Source organism: Kitasatospora sp. NPDC032150, assembly GCF_055579945.1.
Genome location: NZ_JBVIMH010000001.1, coordinates 272,496 through 285,823, shown reverse-complemented (window position 1 = coordinate 285,823; position 13,328 = coordinate 272,496). Strand labels below are relative to the sequence as shown.

Here is a 13,328-nt window from a genome sequence, read left to right as displayed (position 1 = left end):
ATTCACCGCTCCCTGCGCGCCGGCCGGGGAGCAGGGCGCGCTGTGGTTCGTCGTCGTGGCAGCACCCGGGCCAGGAGTGCCCTGGACCGGGAGTTCTTGCTCCGGGCGGCCAGAGCCGCCTTCGCCCCCGGGGTGTTGCGTGCGAAGCAGAGCAGCACCCCGATGGCGCACATGGCCGACAGCATGGCGGAGCCGCCGTAGGAGAACAGCGGGAGCGGGACGCCCGCGATGGGCAGGAGTCCCAGTGCCGACCCCAGGTTGATCATGGCCTGCGCCATGATCCACGTGGTGGCGGCACCCGCCGCGTACCTGACGAAGGGGTCCTTCGTACCGAGGGCCACACGGATACCCGCATACCCTAGTGCCGCGAAGAGACCCAGTACTGACAGCGTCCCCACCAGGCCCAGCTCCTCACCGGTCGCGGCGAAGATGAAGTCGGTGTGCGCCTCGGGTAGTTGGCCCCATTTTTCCACGCCCGCGCCCAGTCCGGATCCGAACGGGCCGCCGGCCGCGAAGGCGTACAGTCCGTGCAGCGCCTGGTAGCAGTCGACGTTCGAGTCCGGCGGCGGGCTGGTGACGCCGACGCAGGCCAGCCGGTCGAGCCGGTGCGGCACCGTGATCACCAGCGCGGTGCAGGCGACCACGGCGATGCCCAGGGTCGCGCCGAACAGCCGCAGCGGGGCCCCGACCATCCAGAGCAGGCCGAAGAGCATCGCGATCAGGATCATCGTGGTGCCCATGTCGCCGCCGAGCATGATCAGCAGCATCAGCAGCACGGTACCGGGAACCAGCGGCACCAGCAGGTGCTTCCACTGGTCCAGCAGCTTGCCCTTCTGCTTGCGGGCGAGCAGGTCGGCGCCCCAGAGCACCAGCGCCAGCTTGGCGAACTCGGAGGGCTGGATCTGGAAGAAACCCAGGTTGATCCAGTTCCGGTTGCCGTTGACCTCCATGCCGATGCCCGGGACGGCGACCAGCACCAGCGCCCCGATCACGCAGATCAGCAGCGGGTAGACCAGCCTGCGCTGGAGCTTCGCCGGCATCCTGGCCAGCAGTACCGCCAGCACCACGCCGAGCAGGGCGGCGATCAGCTGCTTGCGGAAGAAGAAGGTGATCGGCAGGTGCCGCTGCATCACCAGGATCTGCGAGGAGGAGAACACCATCACCAGGCCGAGCACCACCAGCAGCAGCGTCGAGCCGAGGATCAGGTAGTACGGCGTCAGCGGCCGCCCCAGGGTGTAGCGGAAGCGGTCCCTGAAGGCCCGTAGCCGGGCGATCGGGCCCGCGGACTTGAAGGTGGTGGTGGTCGCCGAGATCAGCCGCAGGCGGGAGCCCGTGCGCACGGCTGGAGCGGCTGTACCGGCCCTGCCCTCACCCGCCACGGCGGTTCCCCCTCACACCACCCTTGGGCGACGAGCCGCGGGGACCGTCGACGGTCCCCGCGGCTCGCGCACCCTACTTCCGCAGATCCTGTACGGCCGCGGCGAACAGATCGCCGCGCTCGCCGTAGTTGGTGAACATGTCCATCGAGGCGCAGGCCGGAGCAAGCAGGACGGTGTCACCTGATCGGGCGAGTTTGGCGGCCTCGCGGACCACCTCGGTCATCGCCACCGCGCCAGTCTGGCCCGTGGCCGCCTCGATCACCGGGACATCCGGCGCGTGTCGCGCCAGCGCCTCGCGGATCTGCCCACGGTCGGCACCCATCAGGACCACCGCGCGCAGCCGCGGCGCCGCGTCCCGAACCAGCTCGTCGAAGGTCGCCCCCTTGGCCAGGCCGCCGGCGATCCAGACGATCGGCTCGTAGGCGGCCAGCGAGGCGGCTGCCGCGTGGGTGTTGGTGGCCTTTGAGTCGTCGATGTACGTGACCCCGTCCACCACCGCCACCTCGGCGATCCGGTGGGCGTCCGGACGGAAGGCCCGCAGGCCGTCCCGGACGGCCTTGGTGTCCACGCCGTAGGCCCTGGCCAGGGCCGCGGCCGCGAGGGCGTTGGCGATGTTGTGCGGGGCGGGCGGGTTGACGTCCCCGACCGAACCGATCTCGGCGGCGTTCTTCTGCCGGTCGGGCACGAAGGCCCGGTCCACCAGCAGGTCGTCCACCACGCCGAACTGCGACAGGCCCGGCGAGCCCAGCCCGAAGCCGATCGCCCGGCAGCCCTCCTCGACGTCGGCCTCACGGACCAGCGCCTCGGTGGCGGGGTCCGCCAGGTTGTAGACGCAGGCGACCTGGTTGCCCTGGTAGATCCGCCCCTTGTCGGCGGCGTACGCCTCCATCGAGCCGTGCCAGTCCAGGTGGTCGGGTGCCAGGTTGAGCACGACGGCCGAGTGCGGGCGCAGCGAGGGCGCCCAGTGCAGCTGGTAGCTGGAGAGCTCCACCGCGAGGACGTCGTACGGCTCCTCGGCGAGCACCGCGTCCAGCACCGAGACACCGACGTTGCCGACGGCTGCGGTGTGCTTCCCGGCCGCGGCCAGGATGGACGCCAGCATCTGGACGGTGGTGGTCTTGCCGTTGGTGCCGGTGACGGCCAGCCAGGGGGCGGGCTCTCCGGTCGACGCCAGCGGCCTGCGCAGGTGCCAGGCCAGCTCGACGTCGCCCCAGATCTCGACGCCCGCTTCGGCGGCGGCCAGGAACAGCGGGCTGTTGGGCGGCCAGCCGGGCGAGGTGACGATCAGCCGGGTCCCCTCGGGCAGGTTGTCGCCATCGCCGAGCCGGACCCTGACGCCGAGCCGCTCCAGCTCGGCAGCGCGGGCGCGCAGGCCCTCTCCGTCGCCGCCGTCGACCACCGTGACCTCGGCGCCCAGGTCGCGCAGCACCCGGGCCGCGCTGATCCCGGAGACGCCCAGGCCGGCGACGGTGACCGGCAGGCCGTCCCAGACGTATTCGGTCATCCGGTCACCCATCCCGCGTAGAAGAGGCCGAGGCCGACCGCCACGCAGAGGCCCTGGATGATCCAGAACCGGACCACGATCAGCACCTCGCTCCAGCCCTTGAGCTCGAAGTGGTGCTGCAGCGGGGCCATCTTGAAGACACGCTTGCCGGTGAGCCGGAACGAGCCGACCTGGATGATCACCGACAGGGTGATGATCACGAAGAGGCCGCCGAGCAGCGCCAGCAGCATCTCGGTGCGGGAGCAGATCGCCAGACCGGCCAGCGCGCCGCCCAGGGCCAGCGAGCCGGTGTCACCCATGAAGATCTTGGCGGGCGAGGTGTTCCACCACAGGAAGCCGAAGCAGGAGCCCATCAGGGCGGCGGCCACCACGGCGAGGTCCAGTGGATCGCGGACGTCGTAGCAGTTGGCTGTGGCGGTGATCATCGAGGCGCAGCGCTGGCCGTACTGCCAGACGCCGATGAAGGTGTAGGCGCCGAAGACCATCACCGAGGCACCGGTGGCCAGACCGTCCAGGCCGTCGGTGAGGTTCACGCCGTTGGACATCGCGGCGATCATGAAGTAGGCCCAGATGACGAACAGCACCGGGCCGACCGACCAGCTGAAGTCCCTGACGAAGGACAGGTGGGTCGAGGCCGGGGTGAGCCCCCGGTCGTCCTTGAACTGCAGCGCAAGGATCGCGAAGGCGAGACCCACGAAGGACTGGCCGAGCAGCTTCGCCTTGGCCCGCAGGCCCAGCGAACGGCGCTTGACCACCTTGATGTAGTCGTCCAGGAAGCCGACCAGGCCGAGTCCCGCGGTCAGGAACAGCACCAGCAGACCGGAGTAGCTGGGCTTCTCGCCCGTTATCGCCTTGGTGGCGAAGTAGGCGATCAGCGTCGCCAGGATGAAGGCGATGCCGCCCATGGTGGGCGTGCCCTTCTTGCTGTGGTGCGCCTTGGGGCCGTCGTCGCGGATGTACTGCCCGTAGCCGTTCTTGGCCAGCAGTTTGATCAGCGCGGGGGTGCCGAGCAGGGACAGCACCAGGCCGATCATGCCCGCGAACAGGATCTGCTTCATCATCGGGCGTCACCGTCCGCGAGCAGCGCCTCGGCGACCCTCTCCAACCCCACCGAACGCGATGCCTTCACCAGCACCACGTCCCCTGGTCGCAGCCCCGCTCGCAGCAGCTCGATCGCCGCGTCCGCGTCGGACACCAGCACCGACTCCTCACCCCACGAACCTTCGTTCCTCGCGCCGAGTTCCATACACGCCGCGTCGCGTCCGCCGACCGCCACCAGCTTGGTGACGTCCAGCCGGACCGCGAGCCGCCCGATGGCGTCGTGCTCGTCGAGGCTGTCCTCGCCGAGCTCCCGCATCTCGCCGAGCACCGCCCAGGTACGGCGGCGCTCCGGGCCTCGGCCCCCGATCGACACCAGAGCCCGCAGCGCGGCCCTCATGGACTCGGGGTTCGCGTTGTAGGCGTCGTTGACGACGGTGACTCCGTCGGCCCGGTCGACGACCTCCATGCGCCAGCGGGACAGCGCACCCGCCTCGCCCAGGGCGGCGGCGGTGTCGTCGACGGACATGCCGAGCGCCACCGCCACCGCGGCGGCGGCGAGGGCGTTCGAGACGTGGTGCTCACCGTACAGGCGCAGCTGAACACTTGCGGAACCGGCCGGGGTGATCAGCGTGAACGATGGACGCCCGGTGGAGTCCAGACGAACGTCCGCCGCCCGGACATCGGCCTCCGGGTGCTCGCCGAAGAACAGCACCCGGGCCTCGGTGCGCTCGGCCATCGGCCGCACCATGGGGTCGTCGGCGTTGAGCACCGCGACGCCCTGCGGGGCGAGTGCCTCCACCAGTTCACCCTTGGCCTCGGCGATCGCGGCCTTGGAGCCGAACTCGCCCAGGTGCGCGGTGCCGATGTTGAGCACCACGCCGATCCGCGGCGGCACGATCCCGGTCAGGTAGTCGATGTGGCCCTTGCCGCGGGCGCCCATCTCCAGCACCAGGTGCCGGGTGGAGTCCTCGACCCGCAGCGCGGTCAGCGGCATGCCGATCTCGTTGTTGAACGATCCCGGGGGGAACACCGTCTCGCCCCGGCGCCGGAGCACCTGGGCGATCAGGTCCTTGGTGCTGGTCTTGCCGGCCGAGCCGGTGATCGCCACCACCTCGGTGCCCTCGGCCCGGTCCATCACCGCGCGGGCCAGTCGGCCGAGGGCCGCCACCACGTCGTCCACCAGCACGGCCGGGACGCCGACCTGACGGGTCGCCAGCACCGCGACGGCTCCGGCTGCCACCGCCTGCTCGACGTAGTCGTGGCCGTCCACGTGCTCGCCGAGGATGGCCGCGAACAGCCCGCCGGGGCGCAGCTGCCGGGAGTCCACCTCGACCGGGCCGGTCACCAGGGCCTGCGGGTCGGCGGCGTCCAGGGTGCCGCCGACGGCGGTGGCGATCTCTGCCAGGGTCAGTGCGATCACTGCTGCTCCACTCCGTTACTCGCCCGCTCGCCTCCGGGCGCTCCTGCCCCGGTGTCGGCGCTCTTCGCTTCGGCGCTCGTTCCCCGCTCGCCGCTCGCCGCTCCGGCAGGGCCGATCAGCGGCTCCGCCGCGGTCGCCGCACCCTTGGGCTCGGGGCGGGTGGCGTGCACGATGGCCTCGCGCAGCACCTCGCGGTCGTCGAAGGGACGGATCTCGTCCCGCACGTACTGGCCCAGCTCATGGCCCTTGCCGGCCACCAGGACGGTGTCCCCGGCGTGGGCACGGGCGACGGCGTCCGCGATGGCCTCGGCCCGGTCCGGGACGACCAGCACCTCGCCGCGCTCGGCCTCGGGCACGCCCGCAGCGCCGGTCAGCATGGTGGCGAGGATCGCCAGCGGGTCCTCGGAGCGCGGGTTGTCGCTGGTCAGGACGGCGGTGTCGGCGAGCCGGGCGGCGATGGCGCCCATCGGGCCGCGCTTGTGCGGATCGCGGTCACCGCCGCAGCCGACCACCACGTGCAGCCGGCCCTTGGTGATCTCGCGCAGCGACTTCAGGACGGCCTCCAGGGCGTCCGGCTTGTGCGCGTAGTCGACCACGGCGACGTACGGCTGGCCGGCGTCGACCCGCTCCAGACGGCCGGGCACGCCCGCGATCGAGGCCACCCCGGCGACGGCCGCCTCCAGCGGCACCCCGGCAGTGACCAGGGCGGTGATCGCCCCGAGCGCGTTGGCGACGTTGAACGGCCCCGGCAGCGGCACCGAGGCGTCGGCGGCGGCGCCGTCCGGGCCCAGCACCCGGAAGGTCGAGCCGGCCGGGCCGAGCTGGACGTCCACGGCGCGCCAGTCGGCGTCCTGGTCGCCCGCGGCGGAGAAGGTGGTCATCGGGATCGGCGCCTCGCCGGCCAGCCGGCGGCCGTAGGCGTCGTCCAGGTTGGCCACGCCGCGGCGGGCCTTGTCCGGCTGGAAGAGCCGGGCCTTGGCCCGGTAGTAGTCCTCCATGTCCGGGTGGAAGTCCAGGTGCTCGGGCGTGAGGTTGTTGAACAGGGCGACGTCGTAGACGACCCCGTCCACCCGGCCGTAGACCAGCGCGTGGCTGGAGACCTCCATGACCACCGCGTCGGCGCCGCGCTCGCGCATCACGGCGAGGATGGCGTGCAGGTCGGTGGCCTCGGGGGTGGTCCGCTCGCTCTTGATCCGCTCGCTGCCGACCCGCATCTCCACGGTGCCGATCACGCCGGGCACCAGGTCGGCGCCGCGCAGGCCGCCCTCGACCAGGTACGAGGTGGTGGTCTTGCCGTTGGTTCCGGTGAGGCCGATGGTCAGCAGCTGCTCGCTGGGCCGCCCGTAGATCGCGGCGGCCAGCAGGCCCATCACGGCGCGCGGGCTGTCCACCACCAGCAGCGGGACGCCGGTTGCGGCGGCCAGCTCGGCGCCGGTGCGGTCGGTCAGCACGGCGACGGCTCCGGCGGCCACCGCCTGGGCGGCGAAGGCCGCGCCGTGGTGATTGGCGCCCGGGAAGGCCACGTACACGTCCCCCGGGCGCACCGCGCGGGAGTCGTGGGTGATGCCGGTGACCAGCGCGCCCTCGACGGGCTCCAGGCCCAGCAGACGGGCGACCTCGGCGAGCTCAGTCGCCGCCGGGCTGGTCGGGCGGGGCGGGGTCACGTTGGTTTGATCGGGTTTCGGCACGGCGGGAAGGCTATCTGCCGATGGGCCCCCAGGGCCAAACCGGACCGTTCCGTTACATTCGCCCGACCCGCCCCGGGGCCCTTCGAACCGGTCCCGACGCCCGTCGCCCCCGCGCTCGCCGCTCTCCGCGCCGTCGCGCCCTTCGGCCCGCCGGGCACCTCCGGCACCCGGCAGGGGCTGCGACGTGGGATCGGGAAGGGGGTCTGGACGGTGGTTCATCAGGGCTTCCAGTCGACGGGCAGGTTGGGCGGCTCGCTCCCGCTGGGCGCGACGTGCAGGGTCTTCAGAGTGAACTCCATCACCTGCTTGAACACCGGACCACAGAGCTGGCCGCCGAAGTGGCCGTTGACCGGGTCCTGGATGACGCAGGAGACCGTCACCCTGGGCGCCTCCGCGGGGGCGAAGCCGATGAAGGAGGCGGTGTAGCCGGAGTACTTGCCGGTCTTGGGGTCGACCCGGTTGGCAGTGCCGGTCTTCCCGGCCACCCGGTAGCCCGGGATCTGCGCCGCGCCGCCGGTCCCCTGCTCGTCGGAGACGACCGACTCCAGCATCTCGGTGAGGGTCTTGGCGGTCTCCGGCTTGACCACCTGGGTCTGCTCCCCGGCCGGTGCCGGGGTGTAGCGGCCGTCGGGTCCGGTGGTTCCGGCGAGCAGGCTGGGGGTCACCCGTACCCCGCCGTCGGCGATGGTGGAGAACACCGAGGTGGCCTGCAGCGCGCTGACCGACAGGCCCTGGCCGAACGGGATGGTGTACTGCTGCGACCCGCTCCAGGTCTCCGGCTTGGCCAGGATGCCCCTGGTCTCGCCGGGGAAGCCGAGCCCGGTGGGCTGGCCGATGCCGAAGCGGTGCAGGTAGTCGCCGAGGATCCGGTTGGACTCCTGCTGGGTCTTGCCCAGGTGCTCGGCGGCCTCGATGGTCCCGATGTTGGAGGACTTGGCCAGCACCCCGGCCAGCGTCAGGTACCAGGTGGGGTGGTCGATGTCGTCGTGGAAGACCCGGTCGGAGCGCTGCAGCGTGTTGGGCACGGTGACGTGGGTGTCCCACTTCGCCGAGCCGGTGTCCAGCACGGCGGCCATGGTCATCAGCTTTGCGGTGGAGCCCGGCTCGTACGCGTCCTGGACGGCCGCGTTGCCGAGCTGGTCCGCCTTGGCCGCGCGCAGGTTGTTGGGGTCGAAGCCGGGCGAGGTGGCCATGGCCAGGATCTGGCCGGTCTTCACGTCCTGGACGACGACGTAGCCCTTCTCCGCACCGGCGTTGGCCACCTGGTCAGTGATCGCCCGCTGCGCCGCCCACTGGATGTCCCGGTTGACGGTCAGCCGCAGGTCCAGCCCGGGCACCGGCAACTGCTGGCTGCCGCCCGCGGAGGTGGGCACCACCCGGCCGGCGCCGGACGCGTAGGTGACCCGGCCGTCCCTGCCCGCCAGCTCCTTCTGGTACTGGAGCTCCAAGCCGCCGGTGCCGACCCCGTCGGAGTTGACGAAGCCGACCAGGTTGGCCGCCACGCCGCCGGCCGGGTAGACCCGCTGCTTGCTGTCGGTGAAGCCGAGGCCCACCAGCGGGTTGACGCAGGCGGTGTCCAGGTACTGGCGTCCGCCCTGCTCGGCGGGCTTGCCGAGGAGCGCCCGCTGGGCCCGGCACTCCTTGGTGTCGGTCTGCTTGGTGAGCGAGGCCCTCAGATCGGTGATCTGCTTCTTGACGTCGGGGCTCTGCCGGGGGGCGAGCATCACCCACTTGGTCTTCGGGGTGTGCAGGGCCGCGGCCAGCTGGTCCTTGCTGCGGCCGAGGATGGGGGCCAGCAGCGCGGCGGCCTGCTCGGGGGCGTCCGGGATCCTGGTCTTGTCGGGGGGGTAGAAGGTCGGATCGGCGACGACGTCGTACGCGTCCACGGTCGTGGCCAGGGCGACGCCGTCCGAGGACGTTATCGATCCGCGCTCGGCGGAGAGCTTGGCGTAGTAGTACTGGTTGGCGCCCGCCGCGACGGCCAGCGTGTCCGAGTCGAGCAGCTGGAGCTGGACCAGCCGGCCGGCGAAGATCGAGAAGACCAGGGTCAGCGCGACGGTGATCAGCCGCAGCCGGCGGCGCGAGTCGCCGAGCCTGACCGTACGCGGCTGTGGCCGGCCGGCCGACGGGCGCGACTGCCCTGCCGATGGACGGCGTTGCTCAGAAGTGCGCTGGCGTGGTGCGCGCGGGCGCTCACCCGGATTGCGCGACGGCGTACGGGCCGCACCGCGCGCCGGGTTGCGGCGCGGATCGCCCGCGGGCTTGGGGCGGGCGCCGGCAGGGCGCTGCGGCTTGCGGTCACCGGAGCCGCGCGAGGGCTGACGGGGCGTACTCATCGCGGCGAACCTCCGGCGGGGGCTGACGGGGTGGCGGGCGGTGCCGGGTCGATCTGCACCGTGCCGTCCCCGACGGGACTCGGCGAGGGCGAGGGCGAGGGCGAGGCGGAGGCGGACGGCTGGGCGGTCCGGTTCTGCTGCTGCCACAGCTCGGTGCCGGAACGCTTCACCGGCGGGCTGTCCTGCGCCTGGCCCGGCTTGCCGAGCACCTTGCCGTCGTCCTGCAGGAAGGCGGGATCGCCGCCGGGCACCATGCCCAGCTCACGGGCCCGCCGCTCCAGCGCGTCCGGTGCCGAGGCCTGGTCGATCTGCTGCTGCAAGGTCTGCTGCTGGTCGGTCTGCTCGGTGGTCTGCTTCTGCAGCCGGGAGAGCTCGAAGGAGCCCTCGTTCAGCGCCGTGTTCAGCATCAGCAACCCGAGCAGCCCACCCGAGAGCAGCACCACCAGCAGCACCGCGAACGGTGTCCGCCCCCGCACCGGCCGCCGCCCGGGGCGGACGGTGATCCGCGCTCTCCCACCCTGACCGGGCAGCATCCTGCCTCCCCGGACCCGTCCCTGCCCGCCCACGGGCAGGCGGGGCCCACCACCGGCCACCGGCACCCCACTACTCCCTCGCCGCTCTCCCCCCGGCCGGAATCAGGCCCGAGTCTCCCTGATCCTCTCCGCCACGCGCAGCCGTACGGGCGCGGCGCGCCGGTTCTCCTCGATCTCCTCCTCCGTGGCCAGCTCGGCACCGCGGGTGAGCAGCTTCAGCCAGGGCTGGTGCTCCTCCGGGACGAACGGCAGGCCGGGCGGGGCGGTGCTGGTCGAACCGGCCGCGAAGTACTGCTTGACCAGGCGGTCCTCCAGCGACTGGTACGACATCACCGCGATCCGGCCGCCCAGTGCGAGCACGTCCAGCGCACCGGGGATGGCCCGGTCCAGGACCTCCAGCTCGCCGTTGACCTCGATCCGCAGCGCCTGGAAGGTCCGCTTGGCCGGGTTGCCCCCGGTCCGCCGCGTGGCGGCCGGAATGGCGTTGCGCACCAACTCCACCAGACGCGCGCTGGTGGTGAACGGTTCCTTCTCGCGCTCCCGCACGATCACCGAGGCGATCTTCCCGGCGAACCGCTCCTCGCCGTAGAACTTGAGGATGCGGGCCAGCTCGCCGTGGCTGTAGGTGTTCAGCACCTCGGCGGCGCTCAGGCCGCGGGACTGGTCCATCCGCATGTCCAGCGGCGCGTCCTGCGCGTAGGCGAAGCCGCGGTCGGCCTCGTCCAGCTGCATCGAGGAGACGCCGAGGTCGAACAGGATGCCCTGCACCTCGGAGATCCCGAGTTCCGCCAGCACCCGCGGGATCTCGTCGTACACCGCGTGCACCAGGGTGGCCCGGTCGCCGAAGCGGGCCAGTCGTTCGGCGGAGAGCTTCAGGGCGGCCGGATCGCGGTCCACGGCCACCAGCCGGACCTCGGGGAACTGTGTGAGCAGCGCCTCACTGTGCCCGCCGAGGCCGAGGGTCGCGTCCACCACCACGGCACCGGGGGTGGAGATCGCGGGTGCCAGCGCGTCCATACAGCGCTGGAGCATCACCGGGACGTGCTTGGGTGCCGAGTTCTCGCTGCTCATCCCACCATTCTGGACCACCGGGCGGGAACGACACGCACGCCGCCCCTGGTCCCCGCCCGCTCGCCTGGGGAAGGAGTGCCGCCCGGCACCGGGGAAGGTGCGCCAGGAGGCACAGAGCGGGTGGAGGCCACGGGCGGCGTACGGAGCGCACCGACCGGCCGGAAAGGCATGGTTGACGGAGCGTGACACCGGTGCTTCACTGCGCCGCAACTCTATCGCGCCGAGGTGGTCAGTCAATCGTCCTCGACGGCGCACCACCCGGCCGGAGGTATCGGTTCTCCGCAGGTCGGCGGGGGTGTGACCGGCTCCGCGAGCGGTGGACCGGCGCCGCTGGCGAGATGCACGCCGCGCCCGGCGCGCGCCGGACAGAACGGGACAGAACCGGCCGAGCCACCCGAATGGCCGAGCGCACTCCGCTATGCGCTCTATCACACCGCCCAAGAAGGGGAGGTCCTCATCCACCATCGGGGGGGAAATCCTATTACCGTCGTCGGCATGACAGTGACCCCTGACCGGCCCAAGCCGTCCGCCGCTGCCGAGCCCGCCCCCACCATCACCGACCGCTTCGTCGAGGCCAACCGCGCCTACGCGGTCACCTACCGCGACGGCGGCATGGACGCCCGGCCCGTGCAGAGGGTCACCGTGGTGGCCTGCATGGACGCCCGGCTCGACCTGTTCGCCGCGCTCGGCCTGGAACTCGGCGACGCGCACGTGATCCGCAACGCCGGCGGCGTCGTCACCGATGACACCATCCGCTCGCTGACCATCAGCCAGCGCGCGCTCGGCACCCGCTCGATCGTGCTGATCCACCACACCGGCTGCGGCCTGCTCGCCCTCACCGAGGACTTCCGCCGCGAGCTGGAACTGGAGGTCGGCCAGCGCCCGCAGTGGGCCGTCGAGGCCTTCGTCGACCTGGACGGCGACGTCCGCCAGTCGATGCAGCGGGTGCGCACCTCCCCGTTCCTGCTGCACACCGACGACGTCCGGGGCTTCGTCTTCGACGTCCACACCGGCCTGCTGCGCGAAGTCCACTAGCCCGGCCGCTTCCGCCGGCCCGGGCCGGCGGGAGCGCGCTCGCCCCGGGGACGAACCGGGACAGTGCTCGCGTCTCGCCCTCCCGAGTGACTTTCAGGCGTCCGGCAGGGAAGAATGCGCCTGCAGGCTGCCCCGCACCACCTGGGGCTGCCTGACCGCGCCACCGGCCTGCACCGGTCCTTGGACTGGTCCTCCAGGTCCCCAGGTCCTTTACGGAACCGCACCGGAACCGAAGTGGCGGCAGGCCGCGTGATCGGGGTGGGGCCGGACCCGGAACGAGGTCCGGCGACTGGGCCATGGGAGCTTACGGGTGACGACCTACAACGGACAGACCTCCACCGTCCGGGCGGAGGCTCCGCGTCCGGCCGGACTGCAACAGCTGGGTGCAGTGGCGGATCGGGTCCGCGCCTCGGTGGAGAGCGTCATCGACGGCAAGCCGGAGGCGGTCCGGATCGCGCTGACCGTGCTGCTGGCCGAAGGGCACCTGCTGTTGGAGGACGTCCCCGGCGTCGGCAAGACCATGCTCGCCAAGACGCTCGCCCGCTCGCTCGACTGCTCGGTCCGCCGGATCCAGTTCACGCCCGACCTGTTGCCCTCCGATGTGACCGGCACCAGCATCTTCGACCAGCAGCGGATGGACTTCGAGTTCCGCCCGGGCGCCATCTTCGCCCAGATCGTGGTCGGCGACGAGATCAACCGGGCCTCGCCCAAGACCCAGTCCGCGCTGCTGGAGTCGATGGAGGAGCGCCAGGTCACCATCGACGGCACCAGCTACGAGCTGCCCTCCCCGTTCATGGTGATCGCCACCCAGAACCCGGTCGAGATGGAGGGCACCTACACCCTGCCCGAGGCCCAGCGCGACCGCTTCATGGCCCGGATCTCGATCGGCTACCCCAGCCCCGAGGCCGAGTTCGCCATGCTCGACCACCACGCCGGCGCCAACCCGCTGGACGACCTGCGGCCGGTCGCGCACGCCGACGACATCCTCAAGCTGATCGACCTGGTCCGCACGGTGCACCTGGCCGACCCGGTCCGCCGCTACGCCGTCGACCTGGTCGCCGCCACCCGCAACCACCCGGAGCTGCGCCTCGGGGCCTCCCCCCGGGCCACCCTGCACCTGGTCCGCGCCGCCCGGGCGGCCGCCGCGCTGGACGGCCGCGAGTACGTGCTGCCGGACGACATCCAGGCACTCGCCGTCCCCGTCCTGGCCCACCGTCTGCTGCCCACCGCCGAGGCCCAGCTGGGCCGCCGCAGCGCCGAGCAGATCGTCCTCGACCTGGTGGCCCGGCTTCCGATCCCGCGTCCGCAGGGGCGCGGCTGA

The 13,328-nt window shown here is 72.0% G+C and carries 10 protein-coding genes; 2 read left to right on the top strand and 8 right to left on the bottom strand.

Annotated elements, in window-relative coordinates; genetic code table 11:
• Window positions 1–2: 2 nt before the first annotated feature.
• The 8 genes from ftsW to rsmH form a co-directional block, all read right to left on the bottom strand.
• Entirely contained in the window at window positions 3–1,322 is a 1,320-nt protein-coding gene (gene ftsW, locus ACZ5ON_RS01250) for a putative lipid II flippase FtsW (RefSeq protein ID WP_465583952.1), read from the bottom strand.
• 130 nt (window positions 1,323–1,452) lie between these two features.
• Window positions 1,453–2,883, bottom strand: a complete 1,431-nt coding sequence (gene murD, locus ACZ5ON_RS01245; RefSeq protein ID WP_465583236.1) for a UDP-N-acetylmuramoyl-L-alanine--D-glutamate ligase — start codon at window positions 2,881–2,883, stop codon at window positions 1,453–1,455.
• Window positions 2,880–3,941: a phospho-N-acetylmuramoyl-pentapeptide-transferase gene (gene mraY / locus ACZ5ON_RS01240; protein WP_465583949.1), complete on the bottom strand. Its 1,062-nt coding sequence runs from the start codon at window positions 3,939–3,941 to the stop codon at window positions 2,880–2,882. Before mraY ends, murD begins: the two co-directional genes overlap by 4 nt.
• Window positions 3,941–5,344 (bottom strand): UDP-N-acetylmuramoyl-tripeptide--D-alanyl-D-alanine ligase, encoded by a 1,404-nt coding sequence (locus ACZ5ON_RS01235; RefSeq protein WP_465583232.1) that lies wholly within the window; start codon window positions 5,342–5,344, stop codon window positions 3,941–3,943. Before ACZ5ON_RS01235 ends, mraY begins: the two co-directional genes overlap by 1 nt.
• Window positions 5,341–7,032, bottom strand: a complete 1,692-nt coding sequence (locus ACZ5ON_RS01230) for a UDP-N-acetylmuramoyl-L-alanyl-D-glutamate--2,6-diaminopimelate ligase (protein WP_465583226.1) — start codon at window positions 7,030–7,032, stop codon at window positions 5,341–5,343. Before ACZ5ON_RS01230 ends, ACZ5ON_RS01235 begins: the two co-directional genes overlap by 4 nt.
• Before the next feature lie 218 nt (window positions 7,033–7,250).
• Window positions 7,251–9,368 carry a peptidoglycan D,D-transpeptidase FtsI family protein gene (locus ACZ5ON_RS01225; protein ID WP_465583223.1) on the bottom strand — a complete coding sequence of 706 codons (2,118 nt, stop codon included), beginning with the start codon at window positions 9,366–9,368 and terminating at the stop codon, window positions 7,251–7,253.
• On the bottom strand, window positions 9,365–9,901 hold the full coding sequence (gene ftsL, locus ACZ5ON_RS01220) for a cell division protein FtsL (protein ID WP_465583220.1): 537 nt from the start codon (window positions 9,899–9,901) through the stop codon (window positions 9,365–9,367). The genes ACZ5ON_RS01225 and ftsL overlap by 4 nt, the downstream gene beginning before the upstream one ends.
• A gap of 102 nt (window positions 9,902–10,003) precedes the next feature.
• Window positions 10,004–10,972 (bottom strand): 16S rRNA (cytosine(1402)-N(4))-methyltransferase RsmH, encoded by a 969-nt coding sequence (rsmH, locus tag ACZ5ON_RS01215; RefSeq protein WP_465583217.1) that lies wholly within the window; start codon window positions 10,970–10,972, stop codon window positions 10,004–10,006.
• 495 nt (window positions 10,973–11,467) lie between these two features.
• Here rsmH and ACZ5ON_RS01210 point away from each other — a divergent pair, with 495 nt between their 5' ends.
• Both ACZ5ON_RS01210 and ACZ5ON_RS01205 read left to right on the top strand, forming a co-directional pair.
• Window positions 11,468–12,007, top strand: a complete 540-nt coding sequence (locus ACZ5ON_RS01210; protein WP_465583213.1) for a beta-class carbonic anhydrase — start codon at window positions 11,468–11,470, stop codon at window positions 12,005–12,007.
• Window positions 12,008–12,377: 370 nt separating this feature from the next.
• Complete coding sequence (locus ACZ5ON_RS01205; protein WP_465583946.1) at window positions 12,378–13,328, top strand: AAA family ATPase; 951 nt, start codon at window positions 12,378–12,380, stop codon at window positions 13,326–13,328.